The organism is Niabella sp. CPT15-335-S11 (assembly GCF_058792415.1).
This window is the reverse complement of record NZ_JBYTEI010000002.1, coordinates 314016-336973: the sequence shown is the minus strand read 5'-3', so window position 1 is coordinate 336973 and position 22958 is coordinate 314016. Positions and strand designations below refer to the sequence as shown.

At 46.9% G+C, this 22958-nt stretch carries 22 protein-coding genes and 1 riboswitch; of the genes, 6 read left to right on the top strand and 16 right to left on the bottom strand.

Going from position 1 to position 22958, the window contains the following annotated elements:
• Nucleotides 1-80 precede the first annotated feature (80 nt).
• Genes AC3WS5_RS07990 through AC3WS5_RS07965 form a run of 6 tightly spaced genes read right to left on the bottom strand, consistent with a single transcriptional unit; the run spans nucleotide 81 to nucleotide 5791 of the window.
• The gene (locus tag AC3WS5_RS07990; RefSeq protein ID WP_492466770.1) at nucleotides 81-818 is read right to left on the bottom strand and encodes an outer membrane lipoprotein-sorting protein; all 738 of its coding nucleotides are present in this window, start codon (nucleotides 816-818) and stop codon (nucleotides 81-83) included.
• 12 nt (nucleotides 819-830) lie between these two features.
• A complete protein-coding gene (locus AC3WS5_RS07985) occupies nucleotides 831-2111 on the bottom strand; it encodes an ABC transporter permease (RefSeq protein WP_492466769.1) in 1281 nt (426 codons plus the stop codon).
• Complete coding sequence (locus AC3WS5_RS07980; protein ID WP_492466768.1) at nucleotides 2108-3283, bottom strand: ABC transporter permease; 1176 nt, start codon at nucleotides 3281-3283, stop codon at nucleotides 2108-2110. The genes AC3WS5_RS07985 and AC3WS5_RS07980 overlap by 4 nt, the downstream gene beginning before the upstream one ends.
• 25 nt (nucleotides 3284-3308) lie before the next feature.
• Nucleotides 3309-4031, bottom strand: a complete 723-nt coding sequence (locus AC3WS5_RS07975) for an ABC transporter ATP-binding protein (RefSeq protein ID WP_492466767.1) — start codon at nucleotides 4029-4031, stop codon at nucleotides 3309-3311.
• Between the two features lie 37 nt (nucleotides 4032-4068).
• Nucleotides 4069-5235, bottom strand: a complete 1167-nt coding sequence (locus tag AC3WS5_RS07970) for a hypothetical protein (protein ID WP_492466766.1) — start codon at nucleotides 5233-5235, stop codon at nucleotides 4069-4071.
• Nucleotides 5213-5791 carry a TetR/AcrR family transcriptional regulator gene (locus tag AC3WS5_RS07965; RefSeq protein ID WP_492466765.1) on the bottom strand — a complete coding sequence of 193 codons (579 nt, stop codon included), beginning with the start codon at nucleotides 5789-5791 and terminating at the stop codon, nucleotides 5213-5215. Before AC3WS5_RS07965 ends, AC3WS5_RS07970 begins: the two co-directional genes overlap by 23 nt.
• A gap of 375 nt (nucleotides 5792-6166) precedes the next feature.
• Between AC3WS5_RS07965 and trxB the strand changes: the two genes are divergently transcribed.
• The 3 genes from trxB to AC3WS5_RS07950 all read left to right on the top strand — a co-directional run bounded on the left by trxB (nucleotide 6167) and on the right by AC3WS5_RS07950 (nucleotide 8661).
• On the top strand, nucleotides 6167-7114 hold the full coding sequence (gene trxB, locus AC3WS5_RS07960; protein ID WP_492466764.1) for a thioredoxin-disulfide reductase: 948 nt from the start codon (nucleotides 6167-6169) through the stop codon (nucleotides 7112-7114).
• Between the two features lie 34 nt (nucleotides 7115-7148).
• Entirely contained in the window at nucleotides 7149-7517 is a 369-nt protein-coding gene (locus tag AC3WS5_RS07955; RefSeq protein ID WP_492466763.1) for a dihydroneopterin aldolase, read from the top strand.
• Nucleotides 7518-7698: 181 nt separating this feature from the next.
• Nucleotides 7699-8661 carry a 3-keto-disaccharide hydrolase gene (locus AC3WS5_RS07950; protein WP_492466762.1) on the top strand — a complete coding sequence of 321 codons (963 nt, stop codon included), beginning with the start codon at nucleotides 7699-7701 and terminating at the stop codon, nucleotides 8659-8661.
• Between the two features lie 39 nt (nucleotides 8662-8700).
• Here AC3WS5_RS07950 and AC3WS5_RS07945 read toward each other — a convergent pair whose 3' ends face one another.
• A complete protein-coding gene (locus AC3WS5_RS07945) occupies nucleotides 8701-9189 on the bottom strand; it encodes a cytidine deaminase (RefSeq protein ID WP_492466761.1) in 489 nt (162 codons plus the stop codon).
• A 162-nt stretch (nucleotides 9190-9351) separates the two neighbouring features.
• A complete protein-coding gene (gene lepB / locus AC3WS5_RS07940) occupies nucleotides 9352-10908 on the bottom strand; it encodes a signal peptidase I (RefSeq protein WP_492466760.1) in 1557 nt (518 codons plus the stop codon).
• A 93-nt stretch (nucleotides 10909-11001) separates the two neighbouring features.
• Between lepB and AC3WS5_RS07935 the strand changes: the two genes are divergently transcribed.
• Nucleotides 11002-12546, top strand: coding sequence for a M20/M25/M40 family metallo-hydrolase (locus AC3WS5_RS07935; RefSeq protein WP_492466759.1), 1545 nt, complete (start codon nucleotides 11002-11004; stop codon nucleotides 12544-12546).
• Nucleotides 12547-12638: 92 nt separating this feature from the next.
• Here the strand turns inward: AC3WS5_RS07935 and AC3WS5_RS07930 are convergent, their stop codons facing one another.
• From AC3WS5_RS07930 to ppk1, 8 genes are all read right to left on the bottom strand, one after another.
• Nucleotides 12639-12902, bottom strand: coding sequence for a Trm112 family protein (locus AC3WS5_RS07930; RefSeq protein WP_492466758.1), 264 nt, complete (start codon nucleotides 12900-12902; stop codon nucleotides 12639-12641).
• Nucleotides 12899-13522 (bottom strand): thiamine phosphate synthase, encoded by a 624-nt coding sequence (locus AC3WS5_RS07925; RefSeq protein WP_492466757.1) that lies wholly within the window; start codon nucleotides 13520-13522, stop codon nucleotides 12899-12901. Before AC3WS5_RS07925 ends, AC3WS5_RS07930 begins: the two co-directional genes overlap by 4 nt.
• Complete coding sequence (locus AC3WS5_RS07920) at nucleotides 13523-14575, bottom strand: AIR synthase-related protein (protein ID WP_492466756.1); 1053 nt, start codon at nucleotides 14573-14575, stop codon at nucleotides 13523-13525.
• Complete coding sequence (locus AC3WS5_RS07915; protein WP_492466755.1) at nucleotides 14553-15281, bottom strand: class I SAM-dependent methyltransferase; 729 nt, start codon at nucleotides 15279-15281, stop codon at nucleotides 14553-14555. The genes AC3WS5_RS07920 and AC3WS5_RS07915 overlap by 23 nt, the downstream gene beginning before the upstream one ends.
• Before the next feature lie 64 nt (nucleotides 15282-15345).
• Nucleotides 15346-15439: riboswitch (TPP riboswitch) on the bottom strand.
• Nucleotides 15440-15511: 72 nt separating this feature from the next.
• Nucleotides 15512-17203, bottom strand: a complete 1692-nt coding sequence (locus AC3WS5_RS07910; RefSeq protein WP_492466754.1) for a S8 family peptidase — start codon at nucleotides 17201-17203, stop codon at nucleotides 15512-15514.
• 144 nt (nucleotides 17204-17347) lie between these two features.
• Complete coding sequence (gene panB, locus AC3WS5_RS07905; RefSeq protein WP_492466753.1) at nucleotides 17348-18163, bottom strand: 3-methyl-2-oxobutanoate hydroxymethyltransferase; 816 nt, start codon at nucleotides 18161-18163, stop codon at nucleotides 17348-17350.
• A 99-nt stretch (nucleotides 18164-18262) separates the two neighbouring features.
• Nucleotides 18263-19162: a Ppx/GppA phosphatase family protein gene (locus AC3WS5_RS07900; protein ID WP_492466752.1), complete on the bottom strand. Its 900-nt coding sequence runs from the start codon at nucleotides 19160-19162 to the stop codon at nucleotides 18263-18265.
• Nucleotides 19143-21215 carry a polyphosphate kinase 1 gene (ppk1, locus tag AC3WS5_RS07895; protein WP_492466751.1) on the bottom strand — a complete coding sequence of 691 codons (2073 nt, stop codon included), beginning with the start codon at nucleotides 21213-21215 and terminating at the stop codon, nucleotides 19143-19145. The genes AC3WS5_RS07900 and ppk1 overlap by 20 nt, the downstream gene beginning before the upstream one ends.
• 228 nt (nucleotides 21216-21443) lie before the next feature.
• On the opposite strand from ppk1, the gene AC3WS5_RS07890 reads away from it, so the two are divergent.
• Complete coding sequence (locus tag AC3WS5_RS07890; RefSeq protein WP_492466750.1) at nucleotides 21444-22370, top strand: aspartate carbamoyltransferase catalytic subunit; 927 nt, start codon at nucleotides 21444-21446, stop codon at nucleotides 22368-22370.
• A gap of 90 nt (nucleotides 22371-22460) precedes the next feature.
• The gene (gene coaD / locus AC3WS5_RS07885; RefSeq protein WP_492466749.1) at nucleotides 22461-22940 is read left to right on the top strand and encodes a pantetheine-phosphate adenylyltransferase; all 480 of its coding nucleotides are present in this window, start codon (nucleotides 22461-22463) and stop codon (nucleotides 22938-22940) included.
• Nucleotides 22941-22958 lie beyond the last annotated feature (18 nt).

Here is a 22958-nt window from a genome sequence, read left to right as displayed (position 1 = left end):
GCGGCGGGCCCAAAGATCAGTTGTTGCGTTTGGTAAATTCCTGAAATCCACGTCGTGAAAAGGTAACTAAGTCGTGATAATTATTTTTTAAGAGAAGCTTTGCTAAACAAGTAAGCGGGAATAGGTTGATCAAACTTAATATTTGTGATGGTAAAATCGGTCCCGTCTCCCTGCTTAAGCACGTCTTTATAATTCGCTTGTGTAGGAAACCAGCGATTATTGATCCGGGTTACTTTAGACAAGGTTGTCCTTTTGAGCAATTGCCCGCTCTTGGCATACATTTCTTCTTTCAACGGGACAAAGCGTTCCGTATCAATCCATAGTTTTCGCCTGGCATAGGCTACATCGGGAACCTTTGCCGTTAAATCCAGAACCCAGGTTTTTCTGCCGTCAATCGTCTCAGTGCCGGTCACTTTTCCATCGTAAACATCCTGCAGTTTCCGGTCCTCCATCATGTCTTCATAAGAAAGATCGGATCCCATCACCGACTGCCTGAGCATATGGCCTGAAATTTCAATAATCCTGTCAGTCGATGGTGAATAGATCCACAACTGATTTTCAAGCTTCAGCATCTTGGTACCTTTATCTCGTGCGGGGGAAAGATATTCTGTATATGATTTCTTGTCGCCAATGGTGTAAGATTTGGAGGTTACCGAGCGGCTGCTCCTTCTTCCGTGGATTGTCATGGTGGCCTCAAACACCCTGTTTTCTGACGACATGTTTTTGTCTATTCTGGAAAGGATTTCGTTGACCGCAGGCTGGGAGGAGGCTTCCCATGCGGCTATCATCATTAATAGAGCAGTAAGAATATATTTCATAATTTATTTATTTCAGGCTTCAAGTTCTTTAAACAGTTCAGCCGTTTTTCTTTTATAGATACCCAGTCCGGCCAGGAGGGTGCCTGCCAGCGTTGAAAGTACACCCGGTACTGCACCGATATAAAAGTCTGTTGGTGTGATCCTGGACCGCACTACATTTGGCATCATCACACCCGCAGTGGCATTCTTTGTAAACTCGCTGATGTTTATCCCGTAAGTCTGCATGAGCCAGGACAATCCCAGTCCGAGGGCGGTTCCGAGGATTGTTCCCGCAATACCAATCATTAAGGATTCAATGATCAGCGATCCATAAATATGGTCCTTCCGCTCACCGATGGCAAGTCTTACACCCATTTCACCATAGCGGCGAAGAGCGCCCAGTAAACCCGCATTCCACAGGACCAGGGACATGGCAATGATAAAGGCAAAGATGATGATGAAACCCATGTTTTGAGACATATCCACATATAAAGAAAGACCCTCCTGATCGCGCAGCCGTTGCATAACGGGCGCAAAATCACCGGAGCGTTTTCCGAAGACCAGGTTGAAACGGTCGCGCACAACATTTGCAACATTATCGGTGTAATAACCTTCCGGGAAAAAACCTAATACTTCACCGGCTGCATCCTGCATATCCAGTGCATTTTGTGCATCTTTGAGATCCACGATCACCGTTCCGCGGTCAAGTGCATTATTGCCAAACCTGACTGTTCCGGATATCGTAAAATTATAGAAAGCCATTTCGCCATTCATCGTTGAGCTGATAAGGGTTAACTTGCTTCCCTTTCCAACCCCAAGTTTGTGCGCAAAATCATCGCTAATCAGCATCTCGCCTGGTTTTGAGGGTAGCTGCCCGACGACCATCGACTTTCGCAATTCCAGCCTCGCGGCTTCCTGCGATCCCGGATTCAGCAGATCAATACCCATTCCCATGGCGGGTGCCTGTATCCTGGTGACGCCGTTTTTGTCCGGAACATCTATTAATCCCCCAAAACGAATACGCGACGCCCACTGCATACGCGGAAATATTTTCTTCAGACTGTCCGAGAGTTCCGAAACACCGGTTATCGCCAGATCGTTGGGATTCTGCTCCAGGTTTGCAGCGTAGGCTCTGGTCATCACCTTTACGTGCCCGGTATTGAAGCTTGCCGTTTTTTCAATCATTTCTCCCATGATCCCATTGATGTACCCGTGCATGAAAACGGTCAGCATCACCCCGATAGCGACTACCAGTAAGGGAATCAGACTCCGACCCCTATCTCTTAATAATCCTTTGAGTATAAATTTTGTCATTGTATTTTTCCTCTGATTGCGTCTGTAGGGTTCATTTTTGCTATTTTCCTGGCCGGCAGATAACTCACAATAGTTGTTGCCAGTAAGATCACCAGGATGGTACCTATTATTAAAGACGCGCTGTACACCGGATACATTGTATTGGCAATCGCCAGTCCGTATTGAGCCGATGTGTTACCCAATGCAATTCCGTGTTTTGACAGCCAGGCGAGAACCGGAATACCCCAAACAGCCCCAACAAGCGAAGCCAGAACCGCATGGAGTCCGCCCTCAACAGTAAACAGCACAACCACTTCCCGGCGGGTATATCCAAGTGCCACATAGGTCCCGATCTCCTTTTGCCGGCGGAAGATTGACAGTACCTGGGTGTCAAAGATTGCCAGAAGGGCAAGGATTAGCAGGATGGCATAAAAAACAGACTGGCCAACCGATTTGGCCCGGATAACGCTTTCGATTTCCCTGACCAGATCTGAATACGGAACCCATTTCCAGTTTTTAACCTGCTGTCCTCTCAATGCTTTGTCCCGGTAAGTGACAATGGTAGCTTGCCCGGGCATGCCAAGCATTGACTGGAGACTGTCCAGCGGAATCCAGATCTGTCCCACATCTACCGTCGGAACGTTGGTGGTGAAAACTGCTGTAATGGTTAATGTAGTTGCATCAAATGTCCCGTTTGCGTCGCGCCATCGCAGTGTTACTTCATCACCCGGTTTCAGCTTTGTCTGCCTGGCCATATTGGCCCCAATAATGGCAGGCGTATTACCTGCCACGGTATCCAATTTGCGGGTAGGTAACTTCAGCAAGGTTTGGCGGGGCGGAATGCCTTTGATGAGTGCCGTCTGAATTCTGCCCTGCGGATAAAGCGTACCCTGGGAAATAAGGGTGGGTACCATATCGTTCTTTTCTATTTCCGGGATAAAAGGCGCTGGTATCTGCGCATGGGCATCCGTCAGGGAAAATGGGTCGTAGGGATCGTAATGACTCATCCAGTATTGCCCGCCTCCGATCTCCCATTCCGTCATATCTTTTTTTGCCTGGCGGTCCCAGCCCACCAGGATACCTTTGGAAGCAATGATGACTACAAATGAAAAGGAGAGCACTATGACGTTCAGCCAGGTTCTCAAACCTGCGCCGATGAGATTCCTAACGGCTAATTTTATCGCTAACTTCATGATGCGATAGTTATTAAGTGATAAATCATTTTAAGACCATGTTTGGCGGAATGCCCTGAACCAGCTCATCCTTGTCCACAAGCCCGTCTTTCAGATAGATCTTTCGTTTAAGGTATCCGATGACTTTGTCATCGTGCGTCGCAAACAAAAAAGTGGTTTTCAGTTCTTCATTCAGCTTAACCATAGTACGTAGTATGTGATGTGAATTGGCTGCGTCCAGATTTGCCGTAGGCTCATCCGCCAGAACCAGCGAGGGACGCTTGACCATGGCCCTTGCTATCGCTACCCGCTGGCTTTCGCCACCGGATAACTGAGGTGGTTTTTGTTTGATCTTGTCCGTGAGACCAACCCATTCAAGGGCATCCAGGACCATTTTTTTCCGCTCCGGGGCAGAATAATTGAGTAGCAGAAGGGGGAACTCCACGTTTTCATACACCGTATACACCTGCAGTAAGTTATAGCTTTGAAATATAAAACCGATCTTTTCTTTGCGGAGTGCGGCAGCTTCCTTTGCGCTAAGGCTACCTACGGATTTTCCCAATACGAGGGCCAGTCCGGCGCTCGGGCTATCCAGGGTCCCGATAATATTCAGCAGGGTGGTTTTCCCCGAACCGCTGGGGCCAACCAGTCCGGTAAACTCGCCGGTTCCCAGATCGATGGTAATTCCTTTAAGCGCTTCGAACGATTTCTTACCCATCGGGAACCTTTTTACAAGTTGTTCTGTGTGGATGATTAATTGGTCAGTCATGTGTTGAACATTGAATTTTTTTGATCATCTATTCAAGTTAAAAGTTATACACGAACATTATCTGGATTCCCTTTCCGGCATATAGTAATCCCCCCGAAGGCTGTGTGGGAATATTGTAGTCCCTTGGGTTCAGGTATCCCATGATGTTCAGGCCGAAATTGTTATACTGTCTCTGCCAGTTTAAGAAACTATAGGCTCTCCTGCGACTCCAGTCATAATACAGGATGACCGACAGGTTGTCCAGCAGATCAACAGGGTATGATGCACTTAACAATGAGAAAGTCAGATATTTATGAAAGTTAAATGCCTTTTCACCTGAGGCCGCTAATAAATGCTCGTAAGTGGCTGTTAGTCCATTTCCAAGTCCGAAGGTATAATCCATTCCCAGGTTAATAATCTCCTGGTTGAGCGATTCCACGGAGTTCTTTTTGAAATGTGACCAGGAGGCTTCCACCCACCATCCAACAGCCATATCAAATTTCGCATCAAATCCAAAACGATTTTCAGGCACCCTGCCGAAATGATTGATCGAATCTGACCACGGTTCACCGTTGGCTGTTCTGTGGTGATAAGAGAATGCGGCTTCTCCTTTCGGTACGGGAGTCTGGATCCGGCCGCCGAACTCAGGAGTCCTTTTGACAGTGTGTAAAGTTTCCCAGCCTTTTAATTTATCGTTTCCGTAGAGGCCCCAAAGCCATATATTGGTATTATTCAGAAAGTAATAGCGGGAAAGAAGACCCCACACACCATCAGTAAGTTTCAGAGGGTCTCGCGGGTCCAACTGGTCAAACCACATGAGGGGCCTCAGGATTGTCGCGGAGCCGAAATTGATCTTTTGGAGCCCTGCACGTAGCTCGAACTGTTGGGTACTGTACCTGGCCCACAGCCGGTATGGTTTTACGGTACCATTAAACTGGCTCGAATCAAAAGGCCTGAATCCCGCGTTCCCGTAAATATTCGCGGATGCTTCCAGGTCAAATAATTTCTTGCTTGCGAAGGTGTCTGCAAAATTGAATTGAGGGATGAACCGCGCACCGTTCCACCAGGGTAATTTGCTGTCCGAATTCAGGAGCGTATAAGCTGAAACCAGTCCACTTAAACGCAGAGAATCCTGCGCCAATACTGGGGAACACTGCATTAGCATTACAGCCAGGGCAATCTGACTGAGTAGTCTGAGTGTATTAATCGTGCGGTACAACGCCATAAATGAACAGGTTGGCCAGGTCCATGATCAATTCCTGGCGGTTAGGATACAGGCGGGAAAGCTCCTTGTCGCTGGTCAGATCAACCAGGTGATACTGGACCCTGATAAGCAGATCCAGATTGATGTCTTTCCGGAATAAACCCTGTTCCATTCCCTTTTTGTAATCGTCCTTCAGCACTTCCCAGGCTTCCCGGGTTTTGTTTTTGACAAATTCTTTAAGGTCAGAGCTGCTGTCCAGATAAAAATCGTTCAGAAATTCGGGACTGATAAAACGGGTACTCTCGAATTTAAGAAGCAGCAAATCTCTTATCTTTTCGGCAGGTGAGCGTTCACTCTGGATGATCTCTTTAAATTGTGTTTGACCTTTGCTAACTTCAAGCTCAAAAATCGCTTTTGCCAACTCCGCCTTATTGGGGAAGTAACGGTAGAAGGTCATTTTACTGATTCCTGCTTTCTTACAGATCTCGCTAATTGATACGCGCTTGAATCCATGTTTCCAGAAGAGTTCTCTTGCGCCTGCCATGAGCGCCTTGTACTTTTTATTCGTTGTATCCATTCTGGAAGTGAAGTTAATAGGTTATTGTACTAAAACAAAATTTAATTACGATTTTGTTACAAAATGATCATTTTAGTAATATTTAGGAAAATCAGTCTAAAATTATTTGGAAAGTGTAGTTCGAAATTGAATGACTATTTATCTATTAAAGTAATTGATTATTAATATTATACCATAGTAATCTAAAATTTTACTTAATTTTTGTTTTGATTTGCGAAAACCAATGTGTACCAGGTCGGCAGATAGGCAGCTTCTGTCAGTTTAGCCGTACATCCGAAATTGAGCCGGAATTTTCGTCTTTTGTAACCTGTATCACAGATTTACCGATTTAAACATTTTAGTTTTACATTTGTCTTTATTCAAATTCAATTAGATATGTCAGATCAAGTAACAGAAAAAGTAAATTGTTTGATCATTGGTTCCGGACCCGCGGGCTATACCGCTGCCGTTTATGCTGCCCGGGCAAACATGCGCCCTGTATTATACCAGGGAATTCAGCCGGGCGGACAGTTAACAACCACGACTGAAGTTGAGAATTACCCAGGATATCCGGTTGGGATCCAGGGGCCTGAGATGATGATCGATTTTGAAAACCAGGCTAAAAGAATGGGGGCCGATATCCGCTATGGACTGGCTACACGGGTAGATTTCTCGTCACATCCGCATAAAGTCTGGATAGACGAGGATAAGCTCATTGAGGCCAACGTCGTGATTATCGCGACAGGAGCTGCAGCCAAGTGGCTGGGAATTCCCGGAGAGGAAAAATACAATGGTTTTGGCGTAAGTGCCTGTGCCGTTTGCGACGGATTTTTCTTCAGGGGCAAGGAAGTGGCCATCGTGGGTGGTGGTGATTCGGCCGCTGAAGAAGGCCTGTACCTGGCAAAACTTTGTGCCAATGTGCATATGCTCGTCCGCCGTGATGAGATGAGGGCCAGCAAGATCATGCAGGAACGGGTTCTGAAAACGCCTAATATAATCTTACATTTCAATAGTAGTCCCGAAGAAGTGCTGGGTGACAAGAACGTCACAGGGGTCAGGATCGTCAATAATAAAACAGGTGAGAAAAAAGTCATTCCCGTCAACGGGTTCTTCGTAGCCATTGGCCACCAACCCAATTCTGAAATATTTAAGGACTACCTGGACCTGGATGAAACCGGTTATATTAAAACGGTGCCAGGAACTTCAAAAACAAATGTGGCGGGCGTCTTCGCCGCGGGTGACGTGCAGGACCGCGTTTACCGGCAGGCCGTGACCGCAGCAGGGAGTGGATGTATGTCGGCGTTAGATGCTGAAAAATATCTGGCTATTAACGGCTTAGATTAATTATCTAATCTTTTAAATAATATAAATCCCGGCTATGGGCTACCCGGTAATCACGCTTCGTTTTGAGAGCCTGAAGTTTTTCGGGTTCCACGGTTTGTATCCCAGGGAGAAAGAACAAGGAAACGAATTTGAATTTCACGTTGCTCTGACCTTGCGGAACGACAAGGATTTTATCCGGGAGCTTGATGAAACAGCAGATTATGTAAAGCTATATGAACTGATAAAGTCCGAAATGCAGAGCCCCCGGGAATTGCTGGAGACCCTACTTACGGAAATGGCTGCAAAAATAAAAGATCAGTTTCCCCGAGCTGAACGTGTCAGCATGACGATCTATAAACTCACAGCGCCGATTCCAGGATTAAACGGCCGGGTGGGCGTGAGCCTTGTGAAGGAATGGACCTGAGCTATAGATAAAGGCTTTTTTCGTCTTTTGCAAAAACAACTGCAGCAGCTTTGGCAAATAGCCTAAGCACTAAAATGCTCTGATCACCACGAAATTGAAACCCCTTACTGCACCAAATCAGTTTGCCCCGTTTTTAATAATACATTACCTTTCACTTTTTATCAAAGCTAAAACGATTTTCATGCGCTATTTCTTTCTCTCCATGGTTTGTTTAACCATGACCGGATTGCTGAATGCAAACGCAAATTATTCTGTACAAAACGATAGTAAAGCTGGCGATCAAAAAGAACTGATCGGACGCTGGGACCTGACGCTCGACGTAAACGGAAAGGCCATGCCTTCCTGGATGGAAGTGAAACTTTCGGGTGACCGGACACTGGTAGGATATTATGTTGCGGTTGTAGGCAGCGTGCGGCCGGTTGCAAAAGTGTTTTTCGACAACGGTCGATTTTGGTTCAGCATCCCGCCGCAATGGGAAAGTGGCGATAAAGATTTTCAGATTGAAGGTACTCTGCAGGGGAACTCAGTGAGCGGAACAGTTACGCAGAGCGATGGGAAGAAATATACTTTTAAAGGAGTACGGGCGCCCCTGATGAAAAGATCCAAGGCCCCTGTATGGGGAACTCCTGTAAAGTTGTTCAACGGCAAAGACCTGAATGGCTGGCATACGGTTGGAGGTCAGAATCAATGGGTGGTGAAGAACGGAGTTCTTGCTAACAGTAAAGCCGGAGGCAACCTGATTTCAGACCGGAAATTTGAAGATTTCAAGCTGCATGTTGAGTTTCGCTATCCGAAAGGAAGCAACAGTGGTATTTATTTAAGGGGAAGGCATGAGCTGCAGATTGAAGACAGTCCGGCAGACGCCCATCCGTCTAATGTTTTGTTTGGGGGAATTTATGGATTCCTGACCCCGGGCGAAATGGCAACCAAGGGCCCTAATGTATGGCAGTCCTATGATATTACTTTGATTGGAAGAATGGTAACCATCGTTGCAAACGGCAAGACCATCATCAGCAACCAGGAGATTCCGGGGCCAACGGGTGGGGCGCTGGATAGCAATGAGGGTGAACCTGGACCTATCTATTTCCAGGGTGATCACGGTCCGGTTGAATTTAGGAATATCATCATCACCCCGGCCAAATAACTGGTCAGCAAAAAGACTCAAATGAAGGGGATGCGAAAGCTATCTGCCGAGATCCCGATTGCTGAAACCCAGTGGCAGCAAGTCTTTGGCGTTGCTGATCAGATACACCTCACCTTCGAGACCCGAGAGGATCAAACGGATGGGTTTACCTGCTCTGTTCTCGTATTCAGTTAATGCCTGCCTGCACATACCGCAGGGCGAAATGGGATGATCGCTGCTGCCATCTAACGCGTGATAGGAGACAGCCATCGTTTCAATAGGTTCATCGGAATATTGAGTACCAACGCTCGCGAGCAGTGCCCGCTCAGCACAGATACCTACGGGATAGGATGCGTTTTCCTGGTTCGTTCCTATGATCGTCCTTCCGTTTTCCAGTCTGGCCGCACAGGCCACATTAAACCTGGAATAAGGGGCATAAGCTTTAGCAGTGGCTTCCCGGGCCAGTTTCAGCAAACGTGCATCTTCTTTTCCTAATTCATCCATGTTACTGTACACACGGTAGGAAAATTGAAAATTTTGTTCTCTCATCGGTCAAGTTATTAAAACAATTAAATATCACCATTGAGCGAAATTATTATTTCCAGGAGGAACCTATACAAAAATTCACTGCACCTCCGGCTAATTTCGCAGAAGGGTATTCAGACGAAAATGCCCCTCTCTACAGAAAGGGGCATATAAAGTTACGTCGTTTTACTTAATAATCCGGAACAGGCGTTTCCACCTTGGGCCATTTTCCCAGCTAAACCAGATCAACGAAGCCTTTCCAACCACGTGATCCTCGGGTACAAATCCCCAGAAGCGGCTGTCCTGCGATTTGTGCCGGTTATCGCCCATCATCCAATAGTAATTCATTTTAAAAGTGTACTGATTCGTTACGGCGCCATTGATGTAAATCTTCCCATTTTTAACCTCCAGACTATTTTTCTCATAAGTTCTGATACAACGGCTGTAATAGGGCAGGTTTTCAGGTGTGACCGTAATGGTTACTCCCTTTTTTGGTATCCATACCGGACCATAATTGTCGGGCGTCCATTTATGCAGGGTGTCATAAAATGGGAACAACGCGGTTGATATCATCGCATCCGCCGGGAAGATATCTTTCGTTATCGTTGAAACATCAACGACTGGTAATTTTTTCAGAATTTCCAGTTCCTTCGGCGTCAGGTTTACCTGGTAGGATCCATCATGAAACATATTAAAATCTGAACTGCTGCTTTCCAGGTTCAGTGAAATCCCGGCCTCACGGAGGAAGTCAGGATCAATCGTTGCGTTATTCTTGGTCCGGAAATTATAATAGGTTGCCGACGTTGGAGAAAGAAACGCAGGTGCATTGTTGATGTACACATTACCATTGACGATCTTCAGCGAATCACCGGCAATACCCACGCAACGCTTGATATAGTTGTCGGTCTTGTCAACCGGATGCGCCACCACCGGGAATTGACCTGGATTATTCAGCACTTCCTGATCGGAAACAGATCCTTCCGCAGCTCTTCTCTTTATATCATAGTAGGGATTTGCCGATTCAAAACCCGGCGCATGGATAACGGTATCACCCGCAGGGAAGTTGAATACCACACAATCATTTCTTTTTACCGGGTTTGCAAACCAGCGGATATAAGGCAGTTCCAGCAGAGTGGTGTAGGATTTAGTATTCAGCCCCGGGATATAATTATGAATAAAGGGAACCGACAACGGTGTGTTGGGTACTCTTGGACCGTAACTTAGTTTACTTACAAAAAGGTAGTCATTGATAAGCAGGGTTTTTTCCATAGAGCTTGAAGGGATTACATAGGCTTCAAAAATAAACGTGCGGATCAGCGTAGCAGCCACAATGGCGAAAATACCTGCGTCAACCCATTCGCGCCAGGCCGGCTTACGGTGTTTTTTCACACCTTCGGGTCCGATGAACCGGGCGTCTTTATTATGAGCCAGCCAGGGGAAATAAAATGGCGCTAATAGCGCAGCGGCAGTATGATCAGCGAAGGAAAATCTGCAAAATACTTTGGCGAATTCAATAAAAGTGCCGGGTGTAATAAACCAGCCAACAACAGGAATGAATTGCCAGAAGACCCAGTGCTTTGGCCTTTTCGTAATCTCCTGCATCACCCAGGTGTTGTAAAATGGAACCCAGGCTTTCCAGGAAGCCTGACCCGCTTTCTTGAACAAAAGCGATAAACCGTAAGATGGGAGAAAGACAAGCAGGAAACTGATCAAATAAATAACGAATAAGTGATGAAGCGGCATGTGAACTTTTTTAATGGACAAATTTATTATAAATCAATGAGAAAGGGGTAAAACCCGAACATTTAACTATTTTAGCCGCAAAACAGCTTAACGATGTTCAGGAAGTTTATTTTGTTGATGGTGCTGCTGCCAGGACTGGCGCCGTTGTTTGCACAGGATTCTGTTTTGGTCAAAAACCTCGTAAAGGACGCATTCGAACATTCCCAGCTCGAAAGGTTAGCGACCGAACTAATGGACGGAATCGGCCCCAGGCTCGTAGGTTCGTCGAAAATGAAAAAATCGCAGGACTGGATTATGGATTCCTACAGGAACTGGGGCATTCCTTCGGAAAACCAGACCTGGGGGCAATGGAGGGGCTGGGAGAGAGGTGTATCGCATGCGGATATGCTGCAACCCTGGGTCAAAACCCTTTCAGGAACTCAACTTGCGTGGAGCCCCGCGACGCCCAAACAGGGGGTGACAGCGGAAGTAGTGATCCTGCCGGATGCTCCGGACTCCCTGTCCTTTGCGCGGATGCTACCACAGGTGAAAGGCAAACTGGTTCTTGTCAGTATGCCCCAGCCAACCGGCCGGCCAAATGATAATTGGGAGAAATATGCCCGCAAAGAAGCGTATGAAAAAATGAAGCTCGACAGGGAACAGGCTGAAGCGGCCTGGCAACATCGTATCCAGCGTTCAGGCTTCAGCGCTCGTAATATCGTTCTGTCACTTGAAAAAGCTGGTGCAGCCGGAGTGATCAGTTCTAACTGGAGCCGCACCTATGGCGCGAATAAAATCTTCGGCACTGTCGCAAAAAAAATTCCTGTGTTTGATGTGGGACTGGAGGATTATGGATTGATTTACAGGCTGGCAGAAAACGGAAAAAAGCCTGTAGTCCAGCTTTATGCTGAATCCAAAAAAACGGGCATGCAGCCTGCTTTCAATACCCTCGGAACGATAAGGGGCAGCGAAAAACCGGGAGAATTTGTGATACTCTCTGCGCACCTGGATTCCTGGGATGGTGGCACCGGGGCCACGGACAACGGTACCGGCACCCTGATCGTCATGGAAGCCATGCGACTTTTGAAAAAATGGTATCCTTCTCCTAAACGGACGATACTGGCGGGGCATTGGGGCAGCGAAGAGCAGGGCCTGAATGGTTCAAGAGCTTTTGTAAAAGATCATCCTGAAGTGGTTGAGAATATTCAGGCAGTGTTTAACCAGGACGGCGGAACAGGCAGGACAAACTTTATCAACGGAGCTGGATTTTTGAATGCCTATGATTTTCTGGGAAGATGGCTGCGCGCCATCCCACCGGGCATTACTGACATTGAAACTGCATTCCCTGGAACGCCCTCGGGAGGTGGTTCGGACAATGCTTCATTCGTTGCAGCGGGTGTGCCCTCCTTTTACCTGGGGACCAACAATTGGGATTACGGAACGGTGACCTGGCATACGAACCTGGATACCTATGATAAGATCGTGTTTGATGAACTGAGGCGAAGCGTGGTGGCAACCGCGATCCTGGCCTACATGGCCAGTGAAGATCCGGATCGGGCATCCCGTGAGAAGAGACGCCTCAGCGATAAAAACAGCCAGGGTCAGATCATTTCATGGCCACCGGTAATGGACCCGGTACGAAAGGGTGGTGTTGAATAAAAACGGTGTAGGTTATTTTTAAAGCGCTTGTGGAGCCGACTACACAATCCTCTGTTCACTGTTTAGTAATAAAGGTCGCCATACAGTGATTTTTATTCAAGCAGTTTGAATCCAGTCGCGGGATTATTTAATTCCGCATCCCACTTGCTGACTACCGGCGCTTCCAGTTCTTTTTGCCGGTATTCGTCGGGAGACATAATGGGAATGCCACTGATGATGGGATAGTATCTGTGACAATGGGTGCAGGTCAACACTCCTTCAATGACCTGCCCGTTCAGATCACGGCTTATAATCTGAAGTTCAAGATCTTCTCTGTCAAAAGGGCAACAAAGTTTATTGATTGTCTCGAGTCTCATGGTTGTTTATTTTTTATTAATCCGGAAACATATTCCCGGGTTGTGGCAGCAACGTCATCTGCGGTCATAATTCCTGATATGACAGCCACGCCATCGAATGGAATATCATAAAGCTCAGGCAAGTTTTCCGGCCTGATACCGCCTGCAACAAAGAATGGAATATCTGTCATGGCGCGGGCCTTCCTCACTGTTTCAAATTTTACAATTTCACATTTCCCCGCGGAAGGAGATGGGAACATGGAACAAAAAGAAATATAGTCAAATTTCAGTTCATTTGCCTTTGTGATGACCGACAAATCATTGGAACAGGTGACTCCCTTCAGGAACGGCCTGTTGACTTGCATTTGGATCGTTTCAAAATCATCGGGAATACTATCGAAGTGTACGCCATCCGCTGGCAGTGTTTTTAGTAATGCCCAATGGTCAGTTACCAGGACAGGCACCTCATAAGTATGGCAAAGATTGATGATCTCGCTGATCGTGCTTAGCTCCGCCTGTTCTGTATGGTAAATCTGCACAATGGCTACCCCGTTCCCGAGCGCCGTTCTCATTTTTTGCATCAGCAGCGCTTTATCAAGCAGTGCATCCACGATCAGATATAGGCCACCTTTTATTTTCATTTAATTCCAATGTTCATTTAAAGCGCGAAAAAAAGCTTCCCAATAAGGATCCCTTTCAGGGTAATTGAGTGATGCTGATTTTCCCTCTTTGGTTACCATAAATTTTCCTTCCCGTTCCGGGGTTAGTTGGCCGATAATGCCCGACCGAATTCCCGACTCCGCCAGCTTCCGGATCAGTAGAGCTGCTTTTCCTTTTTCTACGGCCATCAGCATAGATCCTGCTCCAATGCAGTACAGCGGGTCCAGCGAAAAAAGACCAGCAATCTCCCTGACGGCTTTTCCTACGGTGATTTCCTTTTCGTACAGGGTTACGCCGTTGCCCGATGCTTCAGCCATTTCGTACACTGCGCCCAAGACGCCACCCTCCGTAACATCATGCATAGCCGTCACTACCCGTTCAACCTGGTTTAGTCCGCCCGCAATAAGCCCTTCGGCCAGTGCAGTGGTGCGCTCAAACAAAGCTCTTCCTGCGTCCAGGATCTCCGGCCCAAGTTCAAGGCCGACTTTATTCGGGAAACTTCTCGCAAGAATGGACATCGAAGAAATGGCGGCCTCTTTGGTCATCAGAATCAGATTGCCAGCTTCGGCTTTGTCGGATGTAAGGATTCGGCTTTTTTCTGCTACCGTAAAAAAAGTTCCGCCGCCCGCCAGTGTGGATTGCTGCCCCTCTACAAAGGCGGTATGACCGCCGGTGATACTGACGCCGGTTTCTTTGCAAAATTGATGAATATATCTCCAATAAGTGATAAAATCACTTTCCGGAATACCCGCGGGCAGATTCAGCACAAACTGCGCAAATTGCGGTCCGAAACCTGTTGTAGCCATATCGTTGGCCATCAGGTGTACAGAAAGCCAGGCGGATTCCCTAAGTCCCAGCGATGGAATGTAGGAGAGGGGGTCGCTCGTCACCGCCAGAGCCTTGTCGCCGACAAGGTCTATCACGGCAACATCCACGCCAAATGCCGGTCCGGCCAGAACCTGGTCGCATTGTTCACCAAGAAACCCAGTGAATATATTTTCAAAGGCCGGTTTATTGATTTTCCCCTGTTTCATGAGTTCGGTCGTTGAACGCGATGTACAATCCAAAGAAATCGCCCAGCGGCAGACTCCATTGCTGCACAGGGAACCATTTAGGTAAACCTGTGCAGGTCCAGGAGATTGAATAGTGCCGGCCCTTAAGCGCTTCTTCGATGATGCCGATGAGCTTGTGGGGTGTGTAAAATGTGGCCGTAACGTAAAAAGGATTCTTTCCAAAAGCCTGCTGGATCCTTCTTCTGAAAAACTTCGGTGTGTTCCGGTTCATCATACCCATGGCAATCCCATATTTCGCGACGCGGGAGGCTTCACGGATCACCTGGACGGGGTCTTTGTAATACTCGAATGTGGTGATGAAAGCAAGGGCATCAAAGCTCCCGTCTTTGAAAGGCATGTGATGCGAATCTGCCATGACCAGGTCTCCCTCAAAAAGGTGCACCGCCTGCCCAAGCATAAAAGGAGAAATATCACCCCCGGTGGCTTCAATGCCAATTTGCTGCCACCACCTTGTAAACCGGGTCGTGCCGCAACCAAATTCCAGCAGGGTTTTTATTCGCTGATCGGCAGAAACCAACTGTTCCATCACCTTCTTTTGCCATACTTCCGCCCTTTTGTATCTGCCCTCGTACCATTGCTCATAGGTATCTGTGAATTCCCGGTTGAAGAACCATTCCTTCCGGTTCTGCCAGTTCACGACTTCCTGCCTGATCAATTCTTTTTCCATAATCTCAAAAAAAAACCGTCAGGCGGTGTAAACACTGCCTGACGGAACAATAATTTAATAATATATTCGAAACTGTTGCATTTCTTACGCTGGCATTATCCAGATCAAGTTTTCGGGTATTATCTCAGCTTAAAGTAGAAGCACCCCGATGCGCTAATTATCGAAGATACGAAATTCGGAGCAAGTTTCAAAATAGCGAATTTTGCGGCCGGATTTCGCTAAACACCAAGTTATCTGCCTTTCCGCGGAGCTCGTTTGACAGGCGTGGTTTTTTTTGGAACCGTCGTTCTCCCTGCCGGCTTTATCTTGGATGCGGACAAATTATCCGCCAGTTTTATGGCCTCATAAGCATTGATGATGCCTCCACTGACACAGAGGTCTGAAAATGGAACATCCTGATTTGCGCCGGGGATTTTTACTTTTTTTGTTGGTTTGCTTACCGTCTGCATGATTATTTGCTTAACCTGAAGGGCGCTTAATCCCGGGTAATAACTCATGATGAAAGCTGCCATACCCGCTACTACCGGTGAGGCCATGCTGGTTCCCTGTTGGTTTTGATAGGTATCTCCTCCCGGAACCGTGGAATAAATTTTCACGCCCGGCGCAAAAACGTCAACATCTTTCTTCCCGTAATTTGAGAAAGAAGCAACCAGTCCGCCGGCTTTTTCATCACCGCTGGCCCCAACGGTGATCCACGTCGCAGGCCGGCTTCCATCCAGATATTCAGCCGAGGGATAATTAAAAGTAGTATCCACGTCTTTAGCATCATTTCCGGCGGCATGTACCAATAATACGTTCTTGCCAACCGCATAACGAACCGCATCATCCACCCATTTTTTCTCGGGTGAAAATCCTTTTCCGAAGCTCATATTAATAACCCTGGCGCCATTGTCCACCGCGTAACGAATTGCCAGGGCAATATCTTTGTCGTGCTCGTCACCATCGGGAACCGCGCGGATGCTCATCAGGCGGACGTTATCGGCCACGCCGTTCATACCCTTGCCATTGTCCCGTTCCGCGCCAATGATACCGGCCACATGGGTGCCGTGCATCGCGGCGTCTTTACTTACATATACGTTTCCGTTGCCATAAAACCGGTCATTCAAATCATCGTAATTATCCTTTACGACCATCGCCCTGTAGGCGGGTGGTGCCTCTTTGCCATTATTGACCTTGTCCACATCTTTCTGAACTTCTGACAGAAGCTGCGTGTTGGAAATTTCATCGTTCTCGTTGCCTTTGCAGGTTTGGATCATAATTTCTCTTACGTATCTGGAATTAATCGTAGGCGGGTTATATGACTGAAGGTCCTTGCAAGTGTAAACATCCTTCTTAAGATCCTTCCGGATAGTTTCATCACCCACTTTAAGCGCATCTGCCATACGAATCATTACGGCACTTTCCGAAGGGTCCATATGGTCCTTGAAAACGTCAGACTTTGCCCTGAGCCAGGTAGTATAATCGGCTTTGTCGCGTGCGGGAATTTCAGACGGAGATTTACCATCGAACCTGCTTTTCCATTTCCAATAGAGGCGCGCTGCCTCAAATGAGTCCTTGTCCACGTTTTCCTTGCCATCGCGGCTGCCCAGAAAATTCCATCCGTGAACATCATCGATATATCCGTTGTGGTCGTCGTCGATGCCGTTTCCCGGGATCTCCTTCGTGTTCACCCAGAGTACGTCCTTCAGATCCTCATGGGTTGTGTCAATACCCGAATCAATAATCCCGACGGTCACCGGTGTACTTTTCAGACCCTTTGATTTAACAAATTCATAGGCTTTGTCCATGCTGATCCCGTAAAACCCATCTTTTTTCAGATCCAGCAAATGCCATCCATGCGGTAGACTTTCCTGCGCAATAGCTCCAGTGGACAACAGTACGAGCAACAGGAACCCGGCTGTTTTCTTCAATATTCCATTCATAATATATATACCATTTTTAAGGTTCGCAAAATTAGACATATAGATGATAACTATTTCTTAAACATGGATTTTGAAAAAGTTTGCGGACTAGCACAACATTCAGGTCCCGGAAGATTTTTGCCGGCCTTTTTCGAGCGTTTCGACTCAATACTGTTCCTGGTCGTTCGGAAAATCACCCGTTTTTACGTCCTTGATATATTGCTGCACCGCCTGGCTGGACAGTTCATAGAGATTCAGATACTGGCGAAGGAATTTCGGGTGAAATTCCGTGTTAATACCCAGCATATCATGCATTACCAGTACTTGCCCATCACAGTATTTCCCGGCGCCAATACCAATCACGGGGATTTGCAGGCTCTCAGTGACCTCCTTTGCCAGCCCGGCCGGGATTTTTTCCAGCACCAGGCCAAAACATCCTGCTTGCTGGAGCAGCATGGCGTCATTACGAAGTTTTTGTGCTTCCTCCTCTTCTTTTGCCCTTACGGCATAAGTACCAAACTTATAGATCGATTGCGGCACAAGACCCAGGTGGCCCATTACCGGAATGCCGGCTGATACGATTTTTTTCACCGAATCGAGCACTTCTTCACCGCCTTCCAGTTTGACGCCATGAGCGCCGGTTTCTTTCATGATCCGGACGGCCGAGGCAAGTGCAATTTCCGAGTTCGACTGGTAGGATCCAAATGGGAGGTCCACCACTACCAGGCACCGGGGTGCTCCCTTGATCACCGAGCTGGCATGGTAGATCATCTGGTCCAGGGTGATCGGCAGGGTGGTTTCGTGCCCCGCGAAGACGTTGGACGCCGAGTCGCCCACCAGAATAATATCGATTCCAGAGGTATCGATAATGCGGGCAAACGAAAAATCGTAGGCAGTCAGCATGGCGATCTTTTCGCCCGACTCTTTCATTTTCTGTATCGTGTGGGTGGTTACCCGCTTTATATCCTTATTGACTGGCATGTTTTTTATATTTGGATTACTTAAATATTTACAAACCGGAAGAAAGAAAGTTGACCGTGCAATATTTTGAGGACCATAATCGCCGTAAATAATACAGCATTAATTCCCGCTCAATGCATTCTTTACAACTTCGTCATACAATGCGTGGATCAGACCGTCTGCGAGTCCGATCTTGGGGACCAGAATTTCAGAAGCTCCCGCCCACTTCATCACATTATTATAAATTAAAAGCGCCGGAACAATCACATCGGCCCGATCCTCGCGCATTTTGAAAAGACTCATCCTTTCCTGCAGATTCAGGCTGCTCAGTTCTTTATAGTAATCGCGCAAAAGTTCAACAGTGAGCAATTTCCCTTCTTTTCTCTTAGACAAAGAAAAAATCTTGTTGATATTTCCACCCGACCCGATCGCGGTGATTTTTCCCGAAGGTTTTGTGGAGGTGCGAATAAAGTTTTTCATTTCGCCCCATTGGGATTCATTCACCAATTGTTTCAATATACGAATAGTTCCAATATTGAAAGACCGTTTATTGGTCAGTTCGCCGTTATTGAAGATCATCAGTTCCGTGCTTCCTCCCCCCACATCTATATAAAGGTAGGTGTTGTCCCGGGCGAGGCTGTCTGTAATATGGTTTTCATAGATCAGCGAAGCCTCGGTCTCTCCGGAGATCACCTCAACTTTTACACCTGTTTCTTTTTCTACGCGATCCAGGATCACCTTAGCATTTGATGCTTCGCGCATGGCGGAAGTGGCGCAAGCCTTAAGATGTTTCACTTCATATGCTTCCAGCAGGTGTTTATAGGCCTTGATCGTGCTGATGAGATGCCTGGCTCTTTTTTCCGATATTTCGCCGTTCTCGAACACATCAAATCCAAGCCGGAGGGGTACCCTGACCAGGTTTGATTTAATGAATTCCGGCTTGTTCCCTTTCGTCAGCGTTACATCCGTGATCAGTAACCTTGCCGCATTACTTCCAATGTCAATAGCTGCCAGTTTCAATGTTATATGATTTGTTCAATAGATAATTATACGTTTCTTCCTGTGATCTGATCCTCACAGTTCCGGATCTGACGTAGTGATTGCTCAGTTCATTATCCAGTATGCGGGCTTTGACATTGTCTCTCAACTGGATATTTAAAATATCGATCAGCTCCTGTTTTAATTTTTTATTAGTTACCGGGCAGGTCGCTTCTACCCTGTGTTCGAGATTGCGGACCATCCAGTCTGCGGAAGAGAGATAAACCTTTGGATTCCCTTTATTATGAAACACCCAGACCCGCGCGTGTTCCAGGTATTCATCCACAATACTTACCGCAGTGATAGGATGTTTGTATCGCGGGTTTTCAGTGAGCATACAGAATATACCCCTTACAATCAGTTTTACTACCACCCCCGCAATGGCAGCTTCATGCAACTTTTGGATCAGGATGGTATCTGCCAGGGAGTTCATTTTGAGAATGACTTCGGCACGTTTGCCTTTGATGGCCTGTGCAATTTCCTGGTCCAGGAGGTTGATTAACATAATTCTGACGTAATGCGGACTTGGTATAATGGTTTTGCACCTGCCCAGGTAATGAGTGCCCGTCCTCGGATTTTCCAGGAAGCTGAAGATCCTTTTGATATCGGCCATGATCTTGCGATTGGAAGTCAGCAGACAGTGATCGCCATAGATCCGGGCGGTTTTCTCATTCATGTTGCCGGTGCTTACAAAACCATACTCAATGATTCTACTGTGCAGACGTTTCCTGATCACACAGATCTTGGCGTGCACTTTCATATTCTGAATACCTGTAAGGACTTTCACGCCCACATCTTCAAGCCGGGTTTTCCATTCCAGGTTGGCCTCTTCATCAAACCTGGCCCGGAGTTCCAGCATCACGGTAACATCTTTACTATTTCGCGCCGCGTTGATCAGGGCGTTGATAATTTTGGATAGAGGCGCCAGCCGGTAACAGCAGATTTTGATCGAAACAACATCCGGGTCGAAAGCGGCTTCACGAATCAGATCAATAACCGGAGTGAAACTATGGTATGGAAAATCCAAGAGTATATCCCGGTGTAGGATCACATCCCAGATTCGTTTGTCTTCGAGTAACGGATGATCGATTGGTTCTTTTCTTTTGGTTTTATCTTCGAACACCTGCTCCGGGAAATCCATAAAATGCCTGAAATTATGAATACTCCCTCCCGGGATCAGATTATCTTGCTTCGACAATCCGAAACGTTTCATCAGGTAATTGAGCAGGTCCTTGTCTATATCTTCATCATAGGTCAGCCGGATAGGTTTACCCTTTCGCCGGTTTTTCAATCCTTTTTCCAGTTTCTGAACAATGGAGGAAGTATCGGCATTATCAATATCCAGTTCTGCATCGCGGGTGAATTTGAAAATATGCCCGCTAAAGCTATCATAACCAAGAAACGAAAAAATATCCGGCAGGTTAAATTTAATTGCATCTTCCAGGAGCATGATATCGTGCTGGCCCGGTTTTGAAGGTAACAGGATAAATCTGCCCACGGCGGATACGGGTATTTCAATGACCGCATACTTCCGGTCGGACGGGTCGTTTTTTTTGCTCATGACCACGCCCAGGAAGATTGACTTATCCCGCAGGTTTGGAAATTTGGTGATATTCCCAATCATCAGGGGGATGATATTCGGACTGATTTCAGTATCATAAAAATTCTGAATGAATTTCTTTTGCTGGGATGTCAGCCGGTTCGCCGATTTCAGAAATATATTCTTTTTGTTCAGCTCCTTCAATACTTCCGCCCAGACTTTTTCAAACTCATCCTGCTGGCGGGCGATCAGATGCTGAATCTGGTTCAGGATCTTTTTGGGATTTTTTTCAGGGTGCATGTTCAGCTTGGTCTCAATCTGAAGCATCCTTTTCAGGGAAGCCACCCTGACCCTGAAGAACTCATCCCGGTTATTTGAATAAATAGCCAGGAATTTTACCCGTTCTTTCAGGGGTACAGCAGGATCGGCCGCTTCCTGCAGTACACGCTCATTGAAGGATAACCAACTTACATCCCGTGGAATGATCTTCAGCATAAATCTCCCGATTTACCAACAAATTAAAAGAAATATTCCGATAACTCTCGGGAATTGGTAATCGAAGATTTGAAGAGAGGCAATACATTTTTTAATTCGGGACCTTTATGGAAAAACATAAAGAAGGAGAAAAGCGGGAAATAAGGCGGAGGTTTGGCGCAGGAATATTAATAACACCCTTTTACAATTCTGGATTTTCTGATGAACTTTATTTACCTTTGATTTTTAATGAAGCTTTCCACCAGAAATTTGCTCGGTATCAAAGACCTCACGAAAGAGGATATCTTCCTATTTCTAGATACAGCCACTCAGTTCAAGGAGGTTTTACAGAGGCCGGTTAAGAAGGTTCCGTCGCTTCGTGATGTTACCATCGTAAATCTGTTTTTCGAAAATTCAACCCGTACACGCATTTCATTCGAACTGGCTGAGAAGAGACTGTCAGCGGACACCATTAATTTTACAGCTTCGGGATCTTCGGTGTCAAAAGGGGAGACCCTGCTGGATACGGTCAACAATATCCTGTCCATGAAAGTGGATATGGTCGTGATGAGGCACAGCGCATCGGGGGCGCCTCATTTTCTGGCTAAACATATATCTGCCGCAATTGTCAACGCGGGCGATGGCGTGAATGAACATCCCACCCAGGCGTTGCTGGATGCTTTTTCAATCCGGGAAAGAAAGGGAAAGCTCGACGGTATCCGGGTCGCTATTATCGGGGATATTTTGCACAGCCGGGTGGCCCTCAGTAATATTTACCTGCTCAATAAGATGGGAGCTGAGGTCACTGTTTGCGGTCCCCCCACGTTAATTCCCAAATACATCCACGAGGCATTTGGGGTCAATGTCAGCTATAACCTCCGCGAAACGCTGGAGTGGTGTGATGTTGCCAACGTGCTCCGGATTCAGCTCGAAAGGCAGAACCAGGTACTGTTTTCTTCACTCAGGGAATACAATTTGTCTTACGGCATCTCCCGTAAGTTGCTGGAAAGCCTGAAGAAAGATATTGTGATCATGCACCCCGGACCGATAAACCGGGGTGTTGAGCTTGACAGTGATGTTGCGGACAGCGGGCAGTCGATCATCCTGCAGCAGGTTGAAAATGGTGTGGCCGTTAGGATGGCGGTCTTATATTTATTGTCGAATAAAAATCAGTGAGGTTGCAAAGCAGGAAATGGAACAGGTTCCGCACCGGGCGAGCGACCATTGGACCCGAAATAAATTTGAATTTATAAACTCATTTTGCACATGCCGAGAATTTGTCTGTTTCCCGGGACTTTTGATCCGATCACCCTGGGGCATGAAGATATTATAAACCGGGCTATACCCCTCTTTGACAAAATAATTGTGGGTATTGGTATCAACACTACGAAAGCCCCCATGTTCACCGCCGAGCAGCGTCTGGACTGGATCAATACAATCTATAAGGATCATGATGTGGTGGAAGGCGCCATCTATGAGGGTCTGACCATCGATTTCTGCCGGGAGATCGGCGCCAAATTTATTCTGCGGGGTATTCGATACGTCAGCGATTTCGAATATGAAAAGACTATTGCGGATGCCAATCGAACGATGGACAGGAGTATTGAAACTATTTTCCTGACCGGCGAGCCCAAGTACACTTCAGTGGCCTCCACGATTGTGCGAGACATCATCAAAAACCATGGTGATGCCAGTCCTTTCCTGCCTGATGTAGTGTTTAGAACGCTTCCGAAGCTAGGTTTTTGAATTCAATGTGGAGACAAT